The organism is Clostridium carnis, assembly GCF_054657435.1.
In genome coordinates this window covers 2,514,622-2,535,303 of the sequence record NZ_BAAHYS010000001.1, presented here as the reverse complement: position 1 = coordinate 2,535,303, position 20,682 = coordinate 2,514,622, and the positions used below count along the sequence as shown (strand labels likewise).

The window sequence follows — 20,682 nt, the reverse complement described above, 5'->3', positions numbered from 1 at the left end:
TGTTAAGTTATATGAACTTTTTTTGTTATTACTTATTCTCAGTTTCTACTTTATAGGCATTTTTTATTAATGTAATTTTTTTAATTTTATCTTTAGTTGCTGCTGCTTTACTTTCACTTACTAATACAACAATATAATCACCACTTAATACTTTTATATACCCTCTTGGTATTATTTCCTTGTTTCCCCTTTTAATAGCCACTAAAAGACATTCTTTTGGCCAAGTTATATCCTTTATTAGTTTCCCATGGGCTTCACTTCCCATTTCTACAACCATTTCTAATAAAATTTTATTTTCATCTTCTTCATGTAATACTATTCCAGATTTTCTTAATAGTCTTTCTAATAATGATTCATATATTGGATCGCTTTTTAATAAATCTGAAGTTATATAAGATATCATTACTACTATAGCCAAAGCAAGTAAATGCTCAAAAGAACCTGTCATTTCAGTAATAAGAACTATACCAGTAATTGGTGCTTTAACTATAGAAGCAAAGTTTCCTGCCATACCAAAAATAAGAAAATTAATAATAAATATTCCTGGTACATTAAACATATTCGATACAGTCACTCCTACAACATCACCTAAAATTGCACCAAGTAAAAGTAGTGGTAAAAATATTCCACCTGGGGCCCCTGAACCAAATGCTATAAAAATTAATAATGCTTTAATAATAAATATCAGCAATAACATCCATGGTGAATATCCATCTTCTATTAATGTCATTATAAATTCATGACCACCACCTAGAAGTTTAGGTGCTAAAAATCCAACTACCCCTGTAATTAAGAATGGTATCATTACCTTTATTTCTATTGGTAATTTTTTAAGTTTTCCATATAAATTTTGAAATAATAGTATTCCCTTTGAAAACATTACTCCAGATAATCCTGTAATAATTCCTAGTATAATTAATACCCAGTAATATTTTAACGGTAGTGGTGTTACATCAGTAAAATGTAGTGATGGGCCAAAGCCTAAAAATTGCTTTGTTATAAAATCTGCTGTTAATGCAGCTGCCATTGCAGGTATTAAAACCAACGGTGAAAAACTTCTATGAACTTCTTCTAATGCAAATATTACTCCTGATAACGGTGCATTAAATGCTGCTGTTAGCCCTGCTGACGCACCTGATGTAATTAAAAATTCATCTTTTGATGGATTTTTCTTAAATAACTTACTAACACCTTCTCCAATTGAAGCTCCTATTTGAACTGAAGGACCTTCTCTACCAACAGATAAACCTGCTGCCAACGCCATTACTCCTCCAATAAACTTGTACACTAAAATTCTAAACCAATTCATATTTAACTTCCTAAGTAGTTTCCCTTCAACTTGAGGAATTCCACTACCTGAAATCATAGGTTCTTTCCTAACTAAATATCCAGTAAATATACCAATTAAGCCAAGCAATATAAATACTCCAATTACTTTTAATATATCTCCTCTAGATATTTCATATAAATTTTTAAATAAAGCAGATAATTTTGTTATAGCAACTCTATTTAAAACAATAATAAGTCCTGTAGCTAATCCAACTAAAGTCCCTTGATAGATTAATCTTATTCTAGTACTTCTTCTATCTGTTAAAATACTATTTATATTTTCATTATCCATCTATTTCCCTCCTATTATGTTTTCTAAAAAATCCCTATCTTTTATTATACTCCCAAATTATATATTATCCAAAATTAATTAAAACTTCATAGTTATATATAGCTCCTATGTAAACATTATAAATATACTATTATTAATTTTTTCTTTGATTATCTTTATATATTTTAAATACTGTAAACAGATGATTATATACTTAATATCACTTGAATTGTAACATTTACTTAATTAGAATAATATATAACAATATTATTACTATATGTCTTTATGTTGGATTGAGAGGTTGTTTATGTTAGATGTTTATTTTTTAGAAAATACAAATAGAAATTTTAATGATATGTATCTCTGTTATTGTGGACTTGAAGAATGTGCTCCTTTATATTCCTTTGGCCCAGCTATTAGACCAAATTATTTAATTCATTATGTTTTAGAAGGAAAAGGCTATTATTATGTCAATAATAGAAAATATACTGTCACTAAAAATGAAGGTTTTTTAATAATGCCAAATGTTGTTACTTTTTATCAGGCTGATAATGATAATCCTTGGACATATTTATGGATTGGTATTGATGGCAATAAAGTTAGCGTATACTTAAAATCTTTAGGTTTAGATAATGATAACTTAATATTTAAATCAGATCAAAATGATACACTTAAAGAATATGTACTAGAAATGTTAAAACATCATACTACAACAGCAGCAGACTCTTTTAAAATTGAAGGTTTATTATACTTATTTTTTTCTAAATTATCTGAAAATCTTAATAATACATACTCATTAAATAAAGATGATTCTTATAATATTTATATAAGTAAAGCCATAGAATTTATACAAAATAACTATCATACTCAAATTAAAGTCAGTGATATAGCTAATTATATATGTTTAAATAGAAGCTATTTAACTTCTATTTTTCAAAAGCATTTAAAAATTTCACCTCAAAGATTTTTAATGGAATTTAGAATAACTAAAGCTGCTGAACTTTTATACGATACTGATTTACCTATAGGAAATATTGCTTTTTCTTGTGGATATAGTGACCCTTTAGCTTTTTCAAAAGCCTTTAAAAAAATAAAAAAAAGTAGTCCAAAAGAATATAGACAAAAAAGAATCTACTGAAGAATTTTTACTTACAGATTAAAATTAATAAAAAATTACTGCTTAAATAAATATTGGTTTAAGCAGTAATTTTTTAATAATCTAAATTTATTTAACTTTGTTTAATGTCCATACTTTAGCTACATAATCTCCTATAACTTCACCTATTTCAATTCCTATATACATAAGTTCATCTCCTGCAAATACTTCTCCTGTTTCTATTATCTTATATAAAGAATCTTTATCTAAAGCTTTAAGCTTCAGTCTGTTTTGTAAAGTGTTTGCTTCCGAGTATTGCTTTACATAACTAACAACTATTTCATTTTTATCCTTAGATAAATTCATCCAAGCTACTTCATTACTTTCAAATGGACTTTTTAGCCTATATAAATCACCAAATTGTATAGTTTTTCTAATCTTTTTATAAAATTTAACTTGTTTTTTAATTTCTTCCTTTTCATCTTTTTCTAATTTTGTTATATCTAATTCATAACCAAAGTTTCCAGCCATAGCTACAATTCCTCTTGTGTTAATTGGTGTTACTCTATTTACTTGATGATTTGGTACATCCGAAACATGGCTCCCCATTGTAATATTAGGATATACCAATGATGTACCTTCTTGAATCTTTAATCTTTCAATAGCATCTGTATTATCACTTGTCCATGTTTGAGGCATATAATACAGCATTCCACCATCAAATCTTCCACCTCCACCTGAGCAGCTTTCAAATAAAATATTTGGAAAATTTGAAGTTATATTTTCTAATATCTTGTATAAGCCTAAAATATATCTATGTGCAACTTCTTTTTGTCTTTTAGGTGTCAAACTTACTGACCCTATCTCAGTCATATTTCTATTCATATCCCATTTAACATAAGAAATAGGTGCTGATTTCAATACATTTGTAATCATCTCTATTATAGCATTACAAACTTCATCTCTTGTTAAATCTAGTATTAATTGATTTCTCGCCTGAGACCTATTTCTTCCTTCAATACTAATACACCAATCTGGATGTTCTTTATATAATTTACTATTTGGAGATATCATCTCTGGTTCAAACCATAATCCAAAATTCATATTCATTTTATTTATATCACTTGCTAATAAATTTAGTCCATATTTAATTTTCTCTTCATTTACAAACCAATCTCCAAGGGATGATTTATCGTTATTTCTCTCTCCAAACCATCCATCATCCAATACGAATAACTCTATTCCAAGTTTACTAGAATCTTTAGCTATTTCTTTTATTTTTTCATTATTAAAATCAAAATATGTTGCCTCCCAATTATTTATAAGAATTGGTCTTTCTTTATCTCTAAATATACCTCTTGCTAGTCTATTTCTATATAAGTCATGAAAAATATGAGACATTCCCGTTAATCCCTTGGATGAATATACCATAACAACTTCAGGGCTTTGAAATTCTTGCCCTACCTCTAAATTCCAAGTAAAATCAAATGGATTTATCCCTATTTGAACTCTTGTATTACTGTACATATCTACTTCTACATTAGCTAAAAAATTCCCGCTATATATTAAATTAAATCCATATACATCTCCACTATCTTCATTTGCTCCATGACTTGCTAATGCTATAAAAGGATTTTGAGCATGACTACTAGCTCCTCTTCTGCTTTCTACACATTGTCCTCCACTTCTTAGCTTAGTTCTTATTATATGTCTTTCTCGTGCCCATGCTCCAGATAATTGTATTAAATCAAACTCACTATTATTAAAATCAACATTAGCACTTAAAACTCTAAGTATATCAACATCGTTATTACTATCATTTATAATTTTACATGATCTTGTTACTACATCATACTTTTCAAAAACAGAGTAAGATAATATTAATCTTAATTTTGCTAAATTATCTTTTAAAATTATCTCTAAAGTTTCAGCTTCACATTCTTTTTCAATATATGTTGCTGGCAGACCTTCAAGCTTCCTCTTTCCTTTAAATATTTCATGATTACTATATCTAAAATCAGTTAAAGTAGTTCCATTAGCTAATTTTATTTGAAATGCTGGAGATCTTAAATCTGTATTTCCATAGCTTGGATATTCTTGTGGAACCACCTCTAAATGTAAATCATTAATATTATCTAAATCAGCTAAAAAGTTTCCACATTGTCTATTTTTAAAAATATAATCTATATTATCAGATTTAATTTTTCTTCCCCAATATAGATGAATTAAATGTCCTGTTTCAAGTATTTTTAATACATAACTTGTATTATCTGATTGAATATGAAATAATTTATTTTCCTCATTAAATCTAATTGCCATATTATCCTCCTAAATTAAACCTTCACACATTCTATACAACGTTTTCATTAATATTATATATTTTATATTAATTTCACTCTATGTTCTTATGTTACAATTTTATGGATAAATGTTGGTTAATAACTAATTAGGTTGATAAGGATTTGATTCTGTTTTCCAGAATCCTTTCCAGCTAATTGTTAACATCTAATCATAGTTTCCATCAGTTCGATCTAATGCAAATTGTAAAGCAAATAGAACTGCTCCGGTAGCTACAACTATTCTTATATTTTTCACCTAATAATTATTTATTTTAATATTAATTGTAATTATTATTAATTTATTTATATTTTTATAAATTTACTTAATATAACTATATTTAACCTTATCTCATATAGAAAATTATTCGTGATAAAATATATTACTTCTATTAAGTTACTTTATTACCATTAACTTAATAGAAATATAAATAAGTTTAAATTAAAAAGAAAGTCATAAATTTAAATTAATGACTTTCTTTTTAATATCTTTATGATTTAAATCTTTTTAACCTTAATGCATTTAATAAAACAGAAACTGAACTTAAGCTCATTGCTGCTGCAGCAATCATTGGATTTAATAATGGCCCACCGAATATATGAAGTACTCCCATTGCAACTGGTATTCCTAAAATATTATAGCCAAATGCCCATCCTAAGTTTTGTTTTATATTCTTTATTGTTTCTTTACTTAACTTTATAGCTGTAGAAACATCCATTAAATCACTTCTCATAAGAACTATATCTGCTGATTCTATTGCAACATCAGTACCTGATCCAATTGCTATCCCTATATCTGCTTGAACTAACGCTGGAGCATCATTTATTCCATCTCCAACCATTCCAACTTTATTTCCTTTATCTTGAATCTTTTTAACTTCATTTGCTTTATCTTCAGGTAAAACTTCTGAAAGTACTATATCTATCCCAACTTCTTTAGCTATTGCATTTGCAGTTTTCTTATTATCTCCTGTTATCATAGCAACTTTTATCCCCATATTATGAAGAGTTTCTATTGCCTTTTTACTACTTGGCTTTACTGTATCAGCAACAGCAACTATTCCACCTATAACTCCATTTATTGCTATATACATAGGAGTTTTTCCTTCTTCTGCTAGCTTATCTGATTTTTTACTTAAAGCTAATATATCTACCTTTTTTTCATCCATTAATTTTTTGTTTCCTAAAAGAACGTTCTTTCCTTCTATATCAACTTCTATTCCATGTCCAGGTATAGCATTAAATTTCTCTATATTCTTAAGCTGTAATCCCTTATCCTCTGCTTCTTTTACTATAGCCTCACCTAATGGATGCTCAGATCCCTTTTCAGCACTTGCTGCTAAAATTAATATATCATCTTCTTTTAAATTATTAGTTATTATATTTGTAACCTTTGGTTTTCCTTCTGTTATAGTACCGGTTTTATCAAATACTATCGTATCTAATTTATAAGTTGTCTCTAAAGCCTCTCCACCTTTTATAAGAACTCCATTTTCTGCACCTTTACCTGTACCAACCATTATTGCAGTTGGTGTTGCTAACCCTAAAGCACATGGACATGCTATTACTAAAACTGCTATAAATATTGTTAAAGCAAATACTGTTGTTTCTCCTGCCATAAGCCATGCTACTGTTGCTATTATTGCAAGACCTATTACTATTGGTACAAAGTAAGAAGATATTACATCTGCAAGTTTTGCTATTGGTGCTTTTGTACCTTGTGCCTCTTCTACTAACTTAACTATTTGAGCTAAAGCTGTATCTTTTCCTACTTTTGTTGCTTTATATTTTATAAATCCTGTTTTATTAATGCTTGCTCCAATTACTTTATCTCCAATTGATTTTTCTACAGGGATACTTTCACCTGTAAGCATTGACTCATCTATAGATGTAGTTCCTTCTAAAACCGTTCCATCAACTGGAAGCTTTTCTCCTGGTTTAACAATTATAATATCTCCCACTATAACTTCTTCTAATGGAATTTCTACTTCTTGTTCATTTCTTATAACCTTTGCTGTTTTAGGAGCTAACCCCATAAGAGCTTTAATTGCTTGTGAAGTTTTTCCCTTTGAAACTGCTTCTAGATATTTACCAAGTGTTATTAATGTTAATATTACTGCTGCTGATTCAAAATATAAATGCATTGCATATTCAGTTTCACCATTTACTATTTTATAAATTGCAAAAATCCCATATACAATTGCTGCTAATGTTCCTATAGAAATTAAAGAATCCATGTTTGGACTTAGCTTAAATAAATTTTTTAGCCCAACCTTATAAAACTTATATCCAACTATCATTACTGGAAGAGTTAATGCAAGTTGGATTACTGCAAAATTAAGTGGACCTTTCATAGGATCTATTATATCTGGTAGGTCCATTCCAATCATATGTCCCATACTTATTATTAGTAATGGTACTGTAAATATCATTGATATTATAAATCTTTGCATTAATAATTTAGCTGGATCTTTTTTCTTTTTTGCTTCTTCTTCATTTAATATTTCATCTTCTTTTATAAGTTTATATCCTGCCTTTTCAACTACTGACTTTATTTGTCCATAACTTACTTCATCTTCGTTATATGAAATATTTAAAGTTTCCGTTGCAAAATTTACTGAAGACTTTTCTATACCGCCAAGTTTACTTGTAACTTTTTCAACTCTATTTGCACAAGCTGAACATGTCATCCCCTCTATTTTATATATAGAAGATTTTATATTTTTCTTAACCCCATATCCAACCTTTTCAACTGCATTTTCTATTTCTTCTTTTTTTATTTTTTCATTATTAAATGAAACACTTAATGTTTCTGTTGCAAAATTTACGTTTGCCTTGTCTACTCCTTCTAATTTATTTATAGCTTTTTCAACTCTATTTGCACAAGCTGAACAAGACATACCTTCTATTTTAAATAACTTTTTTTCCATATTACTCCCCTCTTTTATTTTGATAATATTTTTTCTAATATAGTATTAATTTCTTCTATTTTCTCTTCAGGATTATTATTAATACATGCATCTTTTACACAACTATTAAGATGCCCTTTTAAAATCATTAAATTAGATTTTCTTATTAAAGATTGTGACGCCAATATTTGATTAGATATATCTATACAATATCTTTCATTTTCTATCATATTTATTATTCCATCTAATTGACCTCTAGCTGTTTTTAAATATTGTAATGCTTTTTTTCTTTCTTCTCTCATTTTTACCTCCCCACCCCTAGGGGGTGTATTTATAATTTTATTATATTCTTCTTTTTAGTTTTGTCAACAATTTTAAAAAAATTCTATAAATAAAAATATCCCTCAATTAGAGAGATATTTTTATTTATACATTAATTTACTCTTCGCTATTACTTAAAGCTTCTTCAAAAGCTCTATGAAGCTCATAATTTAAATTTACTTTTAATTCTCTTAAAACACTATCAAGTGCTTTTAAAGTTTCATATAGATTATCTTTATAACAATTTTCTCCCATATGTCCTATTCTTATTATTTTATCTTTTAAGAAATCAAATCCACCTGCAATAATTATATTATGATCCTTTAACATTTTATTAAATATATCTTCATATTTAACATTACTTGGAACTAGAATAGTAGAGACTGTATTAGAATAATAATCTTTTGAAAGTAAATTAAGACCACATCTCTTAAAAGCTTTTCTACATGCTTCTCCAAATAACTTATGTCTATTTATAATATCTTTATCTTCTAAAGCATTATCTAAAGCCTTATCTAATGCGTAGATATCACTTATTGGCTGAGTATATGGGAACCACTTATCTTGATACCAGCTATTCCAAGTTGATAAATTAGTGTAAAATCCCTTTATTGGCTCTTTTCTATTGTTTATTTTATCTAAAGCTCGCTTACTTAAACTAAGAAAAGTTAATCCTGGAGGTGCAGATAAACATTTTTGAGATCCTCCAAGTGCTATATCTATTCTCCATTCATCTACTTTTATTTCTTCACCACCAATACTTGATACTGCATCTACTACAGTTATTATTCCATACTCATTTAATATTTTACATATATTAGCTATTGGATTTGTAATTCCTGATGGTGTTTCACAATGAACTAAGGTTGCAACTTTATAATTATTATTTTCTTTTAAAAAATCTTCTATTTCTCTAACATCTAATCCTTTATTTCTATCACCATTAAAATAATCTACATTACCACCATATAATTTAGCAAAATCTCCAAATCCATAACCAAATATTCCATTTTCAATACAAAGAACATTATCTCCCTCTTCTATTAATGAAGCACAGGCTGATTCTAATCCTAATATTCCTTCTCCTGACAGTATTAAAACATTATTCTCTGTATTTAATATTCTTTGAATTTTTTCACAAGTGCCCTTATAAAAATCATAAAACTCTATATCTAAATCTGGATTTGTAATAGGTCTACTCATTGCTTCTCTAACATTTTTTCTTATATATGTTGGACCTGGAGTCATTATCAACTTTTCCATATGTTTCTCCTTTACACCTCTGTACTTATTTTTCTGCTTTTAAAGCCTAATTTAAGCGAAATTGAAATTGGAATTGAAAGAATAGTCCCAATAAAGCACTGCATAAAGTTTCCCCATAAAGATTCAAATGCAGTTATCCAATTTCCATAAAGTAAAACCTCTGTAAAATAATATCCAACTATCATTATCACTGAAGAAGCTATTATCCCTAGGCTTGTATATAATACATTTTTCCTTTTATCTTCATTTTTTATATTTGCTGAAAAACCAATAATATATCCCATAGCAAATCTTATTATAAAAGTAAATGGAGCCCAAATTGCATAAGGACTTGTTAAATCAAACAATGCCATTCCTACCCCACCTGATATTGCCCCTGCTTTTTTACCAAATACTATAGCAATAGTAAAAAACATAACATTTCCTAAATGAAATAACCCTCCTGGTGTTGGACCTGGAATATTTATAAATCTTGTTGCTACATATACAAGTGCAATAAATAAACCATAAATAGCTATTTGCCTTCCATTAAAATCTTTTTTAGAATTACTTTTCATACATTCCCCCCCTAATTATTTAAAAATTCGTGTTCTTATATAATCTTAATATTTAATATAATAAACAACTTAATTTTTTTCAAGTGTACCCATACAATTCTAACTATTAGTATTCTTTCTAACTCTACACAAGTTATAATAAACTGCATAGTATAATTAATAAATAATTGTGAGGTCAAATTATGACTGGATTTGTTTTATATACATTAGCTTTTATTTTACTTTTTATATCTTTTTTACGAAGTTCAGAAAAAACCCTTAAAGCTCTTAAAATTTCTTTTAAATCATTTGAAAATATAATGCCTCAATTTTTAAGTATTATTATTACTATTGGTGTAATTCTATCCTTATTAGATCCTGAAACTATTTCAAAAATAATAGGTAACAACTCAGGTTTTTTGGGAGTATTTATGGCCTCTATTCTTGGCTCTATTACTATGATGCCAACATTTGTTGCATTCTCTACTGGAAATTCTCTTCTTCAAAGTGGAGCTGGGTATCCACAAGTAGCCGCATTAATTTCTACATTAACCTTAGTTGGTATTATGACATTTTCTTTAGAATCTAAATATATAGGAAAAAAAGCAGCTTTTTTGAGAAATTTTTTGGCTTTTCTTTTTTCATTTATAGTTGCTTTTATCCTTGGAAAGGTTATGAGTTTTATATGAAATTAATTATTAAACTATGTAAAAGATATATTTTTTTTATTATTTCTATTGTTCTTCTTATTTTGATTTTTTTTGTTAATTATGATATAGGTATTAACTCCCTTAAAAGTGCAAAGTCTAGCTTTTTACAAATGTTAACTGTTCTTCCTCCTATAATGATTTTGCTTGGGCTTATGGATATTTGGATTCCTCGGGAAACTTTAATTAAATATATGGGGGAAAACTCAAAGGCTTTGGGAATATTTTTTTCAATGCTTATTGGATCTTTAGCTGCTGGACCAATGTATGCAGCCTTCCCTTTTACTTCTGTATTAATAAAAAAAGGAGTGAAATTTAGTAATATTATAATTTTTATGAATGCTTGGTGTGTTACTAAAGTTTCTACTCTTCTTTTCGAGATTACTTCTATTGGTTATAAGTTTACCATTACTAGACTTATTATAGATATACCTGGTGTTATATTAATGGGTTATTTAGTTAATTATTTTATGAGCAAAGATGATTTAAATAAGCTTTATAATTTAAATAATTTATAAAAAAATCCATGATTTTTTATAATCATGGATTTTTCATTTATATTTTTACATATTTTATTATTGAATTCATACATTCATAAAGCCAAGTTAAATAATCTATTTCATTATCTTCTTTTAAATCCTTAGATACAAATTTTATAGTTTCTACGGAATCAGTTATAATATTATCAACACCTAACTTTATCGCATCTTCTGCCATAGTACTATCATTTATAGTCCATACATGGACTTCTTTCCCTAAAGCATGCATAGCATATACTAGTTCCTTCTTTAGCATTTGGTATTCTACAGATATAAAGTCTACATTTAGTTCAGTAAAGTCTCCCACTCCAAATGTTAAAATATAACCAACCTTTATTAAAGGATTATATTTTTTAACTTCCTGTATTGATTTATAATCTAAAGACGATATTACAACTTCTTTATCCATTTCATACTTTTCAATTAATGACACTACTTCCTTAGCTAATGAATCTTCTTCTTTCATTGGTTTTAGTTCAATATTTAACTTTATTTTTCCTTTTGCTAATATTAATATCTCTTCTAAGGTTGGAATCTTTTCATTACTAAAATTCTCACTAAAATAACTACCATTATCTACTGTTCTAACTTCATCTAAAGTCATATATTTAATACTTCTACTTGTTCCATCTATTCTTTTTAATGTATTGTCATGAAATAAAACTACCTTATTTTCTCTAGTTGTCATAACGTCTATTTCTGCATAATCTGCTTTTTCCTCTATCGCAAGTTTTACTGATGAAATACTATTTTCTGGTGCCATTAAACTACTTCCTCTATGAGCAGTTATATGAGGTTCTTTACTTACTACTTTATCGAATACCGCTGTAAGTCCCATTCCACTTACAACTATACAAAATGTTGTAATAACAGCTATTGTAAATTTATTTTTATTTCTATTTAAAAATTTAAAAATCTTTTTTTCATTTAAATCTTTATAAGACGTAAAATTTCTTTCTGAAACATTATAACATCTATATCTATAATATAATTCTACTAGAAATGATATAAATAAAGGTAAATTTATTATTGATATAACTATATATATTATAAAAAATACTACAGAATATGAGATCATAAGTATTAATGATAATATTGAATTTTCATTTAAAAGCGCTATTAATATTTCCCCAGTTAACATAAAACCAACTACAAAAGTAACTACTATTAATTGATTGATTAATACCCAAGATATTATATAACCTAATATTTTAAATTTACTAGCTTTATAAATTTTTACGCTATTTTTAAATGCTTGCTTTAAATTAACATCTTCTATTATTATCGTAGGAATTGATAATATCCACCTTAGAAGTATAATTACAATTAATATTATGCCTGCTATTAATAAAATTGTCCCTCCTATAGATTTTAGTAACTCTATCTTTATAAAAGATGGGATAGTAAGTTTTCTAATTAAAGAGCTATATAAACCTATTCCTGTTAAAGGACCAACTATTCCAGATATAAAAATCCAAAATACCATATATATACTTACTGTTTTGGGTACTATTTTTATTGAATTTATTGTTGCATTTATAAGATTTACTTTTTCATTTTTATGAGATTTATTAGCTATATAGGTTAATATCCCAATTTCTATAAATATAACTAAAAATGATATTATAACTATAAGAGATAAATATATTATCCCATGAAAGGTCAATCCAAGTCTTAATAAATCTTTATTAGTTATATTATATACTCCAATCTTCCCCATAAATTTATTTAATATAAAATAATTTATAGGTATAAATATAAACATAGCTAATAGTTTATATAATATTTCAAAAAACATAATTGCCTTATAGTTAAACATAAAATTTTCATATGTTCTTTTTATTAAATTTATATCTGTTTTTTTCATCTTTGTACTTCCAATACTAAATATTTTATATTTAATAATTTTCTTATTGAATATATTCTTTAATTTATTAATTTATCCTTTTGTATATTAAAAACTTTTTTCCATAATATAATATTTAAAAGTATTAATAACACTCCATATACATATATTCCAAATGTAAATAATGATGCTATAAAATGACTTCCTATAACTATTAGTATAACAAATGCTGAAGTAAATAAACTTATAATACTTTCCCCGCCATTTGTAGGTTCAAACTTTTTAGAAAATGGAAGGGATTTTTTCATTAGTTTAAATAAAATCATTATCATTAAGAATACTGCTAAATATACTATTATCAAATGTTTAATTACATTCCATGAAAAAAGCCATACAAATATCATACTTAGTATAATAAATATTGGTGCTATGAGTTTATAAATAACTCCCTTAATAACTCCTTTAAAAATATATTCTATATTATTAATTGGAACTACACCATAAATCCATGACCCTTTATATTTTTCTGAATATCCAATCATTAATAAAATATTAGGTATCATTAAAAATGCAGCATATATATTTAAATATAGCTTTGAACTCTGTAAGCTAACCTTCCATTCTTGAAAACTATTTACACCATGAAATCCTATTGACATAAATATAAATGGAAATATTAAAGACATTACTAAAATTGGATATATCTTTAATTTGAAATCTCTCTCAGACTGTATAATATCTATTGTAAAATTAAAAAATGCCTTTTCTGTTCTATTTCTACATATAATATTGCTAAATTTATGTGATACTTTACTATTTTTCACATCTTTGCTTACATTATTATTAAACTTTTGAAGATATTTTTCAAAGGCTGGAGTTAACTTTAAATATATTACTATAGATACAATAGGAATTACTATGGCTAGTAAAGTCATTATTACTAAATTTAAACTTATTGTTCTTTCAATAACCATTTCTAAAGGAGCTGCAAACCACATTGGCGCCATTAAATAATGCCATGGTTTACTTGTATAAGTTACCTCAAAGCCAATAACACTAAATATTCTAGGTACTATTTGATATCCTATTATCATTCCAACTGTAAGTATTATTTGAACTACATTTATCATATCCTTTAATTTTTCACCATCGAAGAATTTTAAGACGACAAAATACATTAATGCAGTTATCATTATCATAAATAAATCTATAAGTATTATTTCTATTAAAAATATAATGAAAAATAATATTCCGTAACGTATTGATGCTAATAAAGAAAATCCAGCTAATGCTAATGTTAGATATAATATATATATAAATACATGAGTAAACTTAGCTGCATTTATTGTCTTAGAGCTTACTCCTTTAGTCCCGATTATATTTTTATCTCTAATATCTAATATTACTGTTGAAAAATCAGAAATAAAAACTGTTAGTACCATAAACATAAATCCTGAAAAGTACACTGACATTTGATACATTATATTTACTTTAAAAACCATTGTTATCATTAAGAATAATCCCATTACAACATACATCCATAATGATTTATAAAACTGATTGGAATTATCATCTTTTTTCTTGTTTGCATTTAATACAGTTGAAGTTCTTCTACCATCCATTGTAAACTTAGCAGATAATATAATCTTCATTACATCATAATCTATTCCTGCTTTTTCATATAGTCCTCTAAACTTTTCTAGTACTTTAAATATTTTAAACTCTTTCATTTATTTCTACCTCTTTAACTATAGAAATAAACTTTTCAGCTAAATCTTTGTGATTATTAAATCCTGTTAAATCATTAAAAATTTCCTCTAATGAATTTTCTTTAGACTTTTCCTTTAACTCATTAAAATTACCATCTGCTACTATAACTCCATTATTTATTAATATAATTCTATCACTTATTTTTTCTACCACTTCCATTATATGAGATGAATAAAATATGGTTTTTCCATCTCTAGCAAGCTCGGATAATATTTCTTTTATAACCATTACACTATTAGCATCTAAGCCACTTAAAGGTTCATCTAAAAATAATATTTCTGGATTATGAAGCAAACTTGATATAAGAGTAATCTTTTGCCTCATTCCTTTAGAATATGATGATATTCTAGAATTAAAAACTTCCTCTATTCCTAATATAGCCATAAGTTTTCTTCCCTTTTCTTCTGCTACCTCATAAGGAATATCATAAAGTTGTCCTATAAAAGTAAGATACTCTTTTCCTGTTAAACTATCATAAAGTTCTGCAACTTCAGGAACATATCCTATTTTTTTCTTATAACTCTCTCCTAACTTTGAAATATCCTCTCCAAAAAGCTTTATTTCTCCTAAATATCCCGTAAGTAAACCAATGATAAGTTTCACAGTGGTACTTTTTCCTGCACCATTTGGGCCAATATAACCTATTATATTTCCTTTATAGATATCTAAGTTTATTCCTTTTAAAACTTCCTTAGTGCCAAAGCTCATTTTTAAATCTTTAATTTCAATTACTTTATCTTTTATATTTTGCATCTTCTCTCCCCCTCTATTTAATTTTATGTTACATTAATTATACTGTAAATATATTCTAACTATTTTTCCGCAATCATTACCTTAAGTTTATCTTAAATTATTATATATAAATAAAAGTGATTCTATAAAAATCTAATTAATTAGACCTTAAGAATCACTTTTACTTATTTAAACTTATACTTTAAACTTTGTTACTATTTCAGTTAAACCTTGAGCTAATTCAGCTTGACTTTGAGCTGCTACTGCAACTTGTTCCATTGCTTGTGCCGATTCTGTAACGCTTTCTTGTATTCCTCCTAAGTTTTGCGAAGAATTCTCTGCCATTTCTGCCATGTTTTGTACCGCCTCACTAACTTGATTTACTGTAGCTGATATTTCTTCACTCATGGCTGCTAATTCTTCTGACATCCCATTAACAAAGATACCATCCTTTTGATACTGTTCACCAATCTCAACAAAGGTTTGGAATTGAGGTATTACATTATCGTTCATAAATCTTAATAACTCATTACTATTTCCTGATAAACTTTTAAATGCTTTTTGCACTTTTTCTGTTGTTTTCTTTACATTATCAACAGCATCTGATGATTGCTCTGCAAGTTTTCTAACTTCATCTGCAACAACTGCAAATCCCTTCCCTTGTTCCCCAGCTCTTGCTGCTTCTATTGCTGCATTAAGAGCTAATAAGTTTGTTTGATCTGCTATTTTAGCAATTACATCTGCTAAAATTTTAATTTCATCAACAACTTTACCTTGTTCAATATCTTTTAATATTTCTCTTTCCATATCTACATAAAGATCTTTTGTATTATCTACAGCAGCCTTACTATTTTTTTCAACTTTTTCAGCTCTCTCTTTTATTTTAATAGCATTACTACTACCATCAACTGCTTTACCAGATAGTATTGAAACAGTTGAATCTATTTCCTGAACTGATGCAGTTAATTCCTCTGCTGTTGCACTTGTTTCCTGTACTCCTGAATTAATTTCCTTTGTTGATTCATCTATAATTTCAAACTTTGATGTTATCTCTTGTACTGTTGCTGATAATTCTTCACTTGAAGCACTCATATCTTGTGTACTATTCATAACAGTTTTTATTAATTCTTTTACATTATCTTGAGCCTTATTTAACTCTTGTCCAGTTTCACCAAATTCATCATTATTTTTTATTATAACTGGTGTTGAAAAATCATAGTCTGATAACCTTCTAGCTAAATTATTTATCGCCTTTAATGGATTTGTTATTGACTTTATAATTATAAATGCACAAATAAATAATGCTATTACTGAAAGAATAATTATAATAATTATTACAGTAAGTGAAGCTTTAAATCTATTCAATGAATTATCCAAAGCACTTTCTGCCCAATTCTCATTTTGTTCACTTAGCTTGTCTAAAGTTCCTCTTACTTTTGCTCTTGTATCTATTTGATCTGAGCTATTAAACTTTAGTTTAGCTGATTCTTTCTTTCCATCAAATAATAGATTAATAATAGCTGCTCTATCTTCTCTATATTGTTTCAAATTTTTTTCAAGTTCAGTTAAAAGTTCTCTATCTTCATCTTTAGTAATACCAGTTGTATATACCTTAATTAACTTATCATCTTCTTCTGTTAAAGCTTGTATCTCATCAGTAAGTTTTTTTATTTCCTCTTTGTCTTCGGTATATAACATTAATTTTAAATTAGAATAAATGCTAGCTGTATTTTTATTTATTTTACCAAGTGATGAAATTCCTACTAAATTATCATGATAAATTCCCTCAGCTACATCTTGAATCTTCCCCATATTAACAGCACCTACTATACCTATAGTAAGCATTAAAATAGCAATAATAACATAACTTATTATTAACTTTATAGATATTTTTAAACTCTTAATATCTCTCAAACTATCAACTCCTATTTCTTAATTTTTAACTATTTATTAACAATTTTAAAATCCTATTATTTATTATATCAAACCCAGTACAATATTCAACAAATTTAGCTATTTTTGCTGCTTTTTTTTACTATTAATCTATTTTTTATTTATCTATAGTAAATTTAATTATAACATTTATTAAATACATATTTAGAATAATATTTATATTATCTATAAGCTTATTAAATTTTTTTATAGTATAAATCATTATCTCTAATTATTTTTATTATCTTATCTATTCTTTTAAATATCTCTATTGATTTTTTTTCGACCTTAATATATTCATTCTTCGCTTCATTATATTTGCTATTTCTTATATAATTCAAAGCATTTTCTCCCAATTTATGCAAATCTCTATGTATAGAATCTATTTCTCTCCATACAGATTCTATCTTTTTTTCAGATATATTTATAGCATAATAAAAGTGTCCAAATGCACATTTGGAATTATCTAATTGAAGCGGAATTAATTTTTTATTTTCTATTGAGTAGCTAAGTTTCTCCACCCATATACTATGTTGATTTTTTGCATTAATAAGTATTTCTTCTAAGTCTTTTCCATTTACTGATATACCTAAAAGATTAAATTTATTAAAATAATCTTTATTTTGCCTAATAAATTTATTATCTAATTCTTCTATTCCTTTTGTAATAGAACCCACATCATTATAAGCTTTTGTTAATATACTACCAATATTAACAACTTGTTCTGTACTAGCTGATAGTCTATTTGATACTTCTACAATTTCCTTTGACGACAAGTTTATCTCTTTAAAGGAATATGAAAATTGGTCTATATCTACTTTAATTATATCTACAGATTTAAAACTATCTTTAACTGTTTTTTCTATATCTTTACTTAATATAGAGATTCTATTAATATAGTCACTTGATACATTAATACTTTCTACACTTTTAGATGATTTATCTTTAATACTTTCTGTAAATAATTTTAACTTATCAAGGCTTTCTTTAGTTTCATCGGCTAATTTTCTTATCTCTGATGCTACTATTCCAAAACCTCTTCCCGCTTCTCCTGCTCTTGCTGCTTCAATACTTGCATTTAAAGCTAATAAATTCGTTTGGTCTGCAATATTATTTATAGATTCTACTAATCCATTTATATTACTTATTTCATTTACAAGTTTATCTAAATTACCATTTGCTACTTTATTATTTTTTGTTGCATCTTCACTTGCACTTACTAAAGTATTTATATTATTAATATTACTATTATTACTTTTTGATATATCATCTATATTTGACACTATTTCTTTTATATTAGAATTATTTTTGTTCATAGTAATATTTATTTCTTCTATAGACGCACTTAACTCTTCTGATAACGCTAATGACTCTTGCGATTGATTACTTACTTTATTTAATGCATTTTTTAGTTGTTCTAAATTATAAGTTCCTTCAACTTGTATATTCCCAAGTATAGAACTTAAAGAAATTGTATTTAACAACAACTCTTTCCCTAATTTATCTTCTAATTTCATATTTCCCAAATCACTTTTCATATTTTCATTTTCTACTCTTCTCTTTAATATGTTTCGTATCATCTTACTCCCCGATCTCATAACTAATTTATTACTTATATTATCGTACATTAACTTATAAACCTTTGCTAAAATATATCTTTTTTTGTCTTTTATTTATATATTTTATCTATATCTACTTTTAAATTAAGTATATAATAAACTTAATAATAATCTTAGTTTTAAAGGAGATAATGTATGAATTCAATATTACATAACGGAAATACAATTGGCTTAATTGCTTGCTCTAATGGACTTGATAAATCTTTTTCAGATAAAATTAATATTTTAGAAAAAAAGTTAAATTCTCTAGGATTAAATGTAGTTTATGGAGAAACATTATTTAAAAAGCACTCTATTTTTAGTGGTAGTGCTAAAGATAGAGCTGAAGCTTTAACTAACCTATATTTAAATAAAAATATTAAAGCAATTTTTGATTTATCCGGTGGAGATGTTGCTAATGAAGTTCTTTCATACTTGGATTTTAATGTTATTTTAAATAACCCAAAGCCTTTTTTTGGTTATAGCGATTTAACTGTATTATTAAATGCTATTTACCATAAAACAAAAAACAAAACATACCTTTATCAATTAAGAAATTTAATTGGATCATCTGAAAATATTCAAATGAAAAATTTCGAAAATTCACTTATTAATAATTATAGTGATTTATTTTCTTTTGATTATATATTTATTCAAGGAACTTCAATGGAAGGGACAGTTATTGGCGGGAATATTAGATGTTTACTTAAATTAGCTGGTACTGAATTCTTTCCAGATTTTCAAGATAAAATTCTTTTTTTAGAAAGCCTTGGAGGTGATGTTGCTAAAATGACTACTTTTTTAACTCAATATAAACAACTTGGAATTTTTAAAAAAATTAAAGGAATACTCCTTGGAACTTTCAGCGAAATGGAAAGTAACGAGTATTCCCCTAATATTATAGAAATAATTACATCTATAGTGGATGATCCTAAACTTCCAATAGCTAAAACAAATAATATTGGTCATGGTCAAGATTCAAAATGTCTTATTATTGGAAATTATTATTCTATTTAAAATTTAATATGGCAATATCCACCTGGATTTTTCTTTAAATATTTTTGATGGTATTCTTCAGCTTTATAATATTTTTCTAGTGGTTTTATTTCAGTTACTATTAAGTTATCATATTGCTTTTGAATTTCCATCTTACTTTTTATTATTTTTTCTAAATCATCTGAATCAATATAGTATATCCCACTTCTGTATTGATTTCCTATATCATTACCTTGTTTATTAAGTGTAGTTGGATTTATTATTGACCAAAACTCCCTTAATAGATCTTCTAAAGAAATGACTTTTTCATCATAAATTATATTGCACACTTCAGCATAATATGTATTTTTATAGCAAACCTCTTTATAAGTAGGATTTTCCGTTATACCATTTGCATATCCTACTTCTGTTTCAATAACTCCATTTATTCTTGAAAAGTACTCCTCAACTCCCCAAAAACATCCTCCTGCAAATACTATCTGTTTCATACCTTCACCTCTT

The 20,682-nt window shown here is 26.5% G+C and carries 16 protein-coding genes; 4 read left to right on the top strand and 12 right to left on the bottom strand.

Annotated features, from left to right (window positions below; translation table 11 throughout):
• Window positions 1-28: 28 nt before the first annotated feature.
• Complete coding sequence (locus tag ACYQ1T_RS12220; RefSeq protein WP_459835143.1) at window positions 29-1,621, bottom strand: ClC family H(+)/Cl(-) exchange transporter; 1,593 nt, start codon at window positions 1,619-1,621, stop codon at window positions 29-31.
• 286 nt (window positions 1,622-1,907) lie between these two features.
• On the opposite strand from ACYQ1T_RS12220, the gene ACYQ1T_RS12215 reads away from it, so the two are divergent.
• Window positions 1,908-2,738, top strand: a complete 831-nt coding sequence (locus ACYQ1T_RS12215; protein WP_459835141.1) for an AraC family transcriptional regulator — start codon at window positions 1,908-1,910, stop codon at window positions 2,736-2,738.
• Between the two features lie 87 nt (window positions 2,739-2,825).
• On the opposite strand, the gene ACYQ1T_RS12210 is transcribed toward ACYQ1T_RS12215, so the two are convergent.
• The 5 genes from ACYQ1T_RS12210 to ACYQ1T_RS12190 all read right to left on the bottom strand — a co-directional run bounded on the left by ACYQ1T_RS12210 (window position 2,826) and on the right by ACYQ1T_RS12190 (window position 10,082).
• On the bottom strand, window positions 2,826-5,015 hold the full coding sequence (locus ACYQ1T_RS12210; RefSeq protein ID WP_459835138.1) for an alpha-galactosidase: 2,190 nt from the start codon (window positions 5,013-5,015) through the stop codon (window positions 2,826-2,828).
• 508 nt (window positions 5,016-5,523) lie between these two features.
• On the bottom strand, window positions 5,524-7,962 hold the full coding sequence (locus ACYQ1T_RS12205; RefSeq protein ID WP_459835136.1) for a heavy metal translocating P-type ATPase: 2,439 nt from the start codon (window positions 7,960-7,962) through the stop codon (window positions 5,524-5,526).
• A gap of 14 nt (window positions 7,963-7,976) precedes the next feature.
• Complete coding sequence (locus tag ACYQ1T_RS12200; RefSeq protein WP_459835133.1) at window positions 7,977-8,243, bottom strand: metal-sensing transcriptional repressor; 267 nt, start codon at window positions 8,241-8,243, stop codon at window positions 7,977-7,979.
• 136 nt (window positions 8,244-8,379) lie between these two features.
• The gene (locus ACYQ1T_RS12195) at window positions 8,380-9,525 is read right to left on the bottom strand and encodes a pyridoxal-phosphate-dependent aminotransferase family protein (protein WP_459835130.1); all 1,146 of its coding nucleotides are present in this window, start codon (window positions 9,523-9,525) and stop codon (window positions 8,380-8,382) included.
• 11 nt (window positions 9,526-9,536) lie between these two features.
• A complete protein-coding gene (locus tag ACYQ1T_RS12190; RefSeq protein ID WP_459835127.1) occupies window positions 9,537-10,082 on the bottom strand; it encodes an ECF transporter S component in 546 nt (181 codons plus the stop codon).
• Window positions 10,083-10,264: 182 nt separating this feature from the next.
• On the opposite strand from ACYQ1T_RS12190, the gene ACYQ1T_RS12185 reads away from it, so the two are divergent.
• Window positions 10,265-10,750: a permease gene (locus ACYQ1T_RS12185; RefSeq protein WP_459835125.1), complete on the top strand. Its 486-nt coding sequence runs from the start codon at window positions 10,265-10,267 to the stop codon at window positions 10,748-10,750.
• Between the two features lie 8 nt (window positions 10,751-10,758).
• A complete protein-coding gene (locus tag ACYQ1T_RS12180) occupies window positions 10,759-11,286 on the top strand; it encodes a permease (protein WP_459836538.1) in 528 nt (175 codons plus the stop codon).
• Window positions 11,287-11,323: 37 nt separating this feature from the next.
• Here ACYQ1T_RS12180 and ACYQ1T_RS12175 read toward each other — a convergent pair whose 3' ends face one another.
• The 5 genes from ACYQ1T_RS12175 to ACYQ1T_RS12155 form a co-directional block, all read right to left on the bottom strand.
• Window positions 11,324-13,174, bottom strand: coding sequence for a glycerophosphoryl diester phosphodiesterase membrane domain-containing protein (locus ACYQ1T_RS12175; protein ID WP_459835123.1), 1,851 nt, complete (start codon window positions 13,172-13,174; stop codon window positions 11,324-11,326).
• Between the two features lie 59 nt (window positions 13,175-13,233).
• Window positions 13,234-14,883 (bottom strand): hypothetical protein, encoded by a 1,650-nt coding sequence (locus tag ACYQ1T_RS12170; RefSeq protein WP_459835120.1) that lies wholly within the window; start codon window positions 14,881-14,883, stop codon window positions 13,234-13,236.
• A complete protein-coding gene (locus tag ACYQ1T_RS12165) occupies window positions 14,870-15,676 on the bottom strand; it encodes an ABC transporter ATP-binding protein (RefSeq protein WP_459835118.1) in 807 nt (268 codons plus the stop codon). Before ACYQ1T_RS12165 ends, ACYQ1T_RS12170 begins: the two co-directional genes overlap by 14 nt.
• A 174-nt stretch (window positions 15,677-15,850) precedes the next feature.
• Complete coding sequence (locus ACYQ1T_RS12160) at window positions 15,851-17,569, bottom strand: methyl-accepting chemotaxis protein (RefSeq protein ID WP_459835116.1); 1,719 nt, start codon at window positions 17,567-17,569, stop codon at window positions 15,851-15,853.
• 215 nt (window positions 17,570-17,784) lie between these two features.
• A complete protein-coding gene (locus tag ACYQ1T_RS12155; RefSeq protein WP_459835113.1) occupies window positions 17,785-19,167 on the bottom strand; it encodes a methyl-accepting chemotaxis protein in 1,383 nt (460 codons plus the stop codon).
• 174 nt (window positions 19,168-19,341) lie between these two features.
• Here ACYQ1T_RS12155 and ACYQ1T_RS12150 point away from each other — a divergent pair, with 174 nt between their 5' ends.
• A complete protein-coding gene (locus tag ACYQ1T_RS12150; RefSeq protein ID WP_459835111.1) occupies window positions 19,342-20,202 on the top strand; it encodes a S66 family peptidase in 861 nt (286 codons plus the stop codon).
• On the opposite strand, the gene msrA is transcribed toward ACYQ1T_RS12150, so the two are convergent.
• Window positions 20,199-20,669, bottom strand: a complete 471-nt coding sequence (gene msrA, locus ACYQ1T_RS12145) for a peptide-methionine (S)-S-oxide reductase MsrA (RefSeq protein ID WP_459835109.1) — start codon at window positions 20,667-20,669, stop codon at window positions 20,199-20,201. The genes ACYQ1T_RS12150 and msrA overlap by 4 nt on opposite strands.
• Window positions 20,670-20,682 lie beyond the last annotated feature (13 nt).

Coding starts and splice junctions, on each gene's coding strand:
- ACYQ1T_RS12150 (WP_459835111.1), top strand. CDS start 19,342: ATGAATTCAATATTACATAACGGAAATACAATTGGCTTAATTGCTTGC.
- ACYQ1T_RS12170 (WP_459835120.1), bottom strand. CDS start 14,883: ATGAAAGAGTTTAAAATATTTAAAGTACTAGAAAAGTTTAGAGGACTA.
- ACYQ1T_RS12200 (WP_459835133.1), bottom strand. CDS start 8,243: ATGAGAGAAGAAAGAAAAAAAGCATTACAATATTTAAAAACAGCTAGA.
- ACYQ1T_RS12220 (WP_459835143.1), bottom strand. CDS start 1,621: ATGGATAATGAAAATATAAATAGTATTTTAACAGATAGAAGAAGTACT.
- ACYQ1T_RS12165 (WP_459835118.1), bottom strand. CDS start 15,676: ATGCAAAATATAAAAGATAAAGTAATTGAAATTAAAGATTTAAAAATG.
- ACYQ1T_RS12190 (WP_459835127.1), bottom strand. CDS start 10,082: ATGAAAAGTAATTCTAAAAAAGATTTTAATGGAAGGCAAATAGCTATT.
- ACYQ1T_RS12175 (WP_459835123.1), bottom strand. CDS start 13,174: ATGAAAAAAACAGATATAAATTTAATAAAAAGAACATATGAAAATTTT.
- ACYQ1T_RS12155 (WP_459835113.1), bottom strand. CDS start 19,167: ATGATACGAAACATATTAAAGAGAAGAGTAGAAAATGAAAATATGAAA.
- ACYQ1T_RS12210 (WP_459835138.1), bottom strand. CDS start 5,015: ATGGCAATTAGATTTAATGAGGAAAATAAATTATTTCATATTCAATCA.
- msrA (WP_459835109.1), bottom strand. CDS start 20,669: ATGAAACAGATAGTATTTGCAGGAGGATGTTTTTGGGGAGTTGAGGAG.
- ACYQ1T_RS12215 (WP_459835141.1), top strand. CDS start 1,908: ATGTTAGATGTTTATTTTTTAGAAAATACAAATAGAAATTTTAATGAT.
- ACYQ1T_RS12185 (WP_459835125.1), top strand. CDS start 10,265: ATGACTGGATTTGTTTTATATACATTAGCTTTTATTTTACTTTTTATA.
- ACYQ1T_RS12195 (WP_459835130.1), bottom strand. CDS start 9,525: ATGGAAAAGTTGATAATGACTCCAGGTCCAACATATATAAGAAAAAAT.
- ACYQ1T_RS12205 (WP_459835136.1), bottom strand. CDS start 7,962: ATGGAAAAAAAGTTATTTAAAATAGAAGGTATGTCTTGTTCAGCTTGT.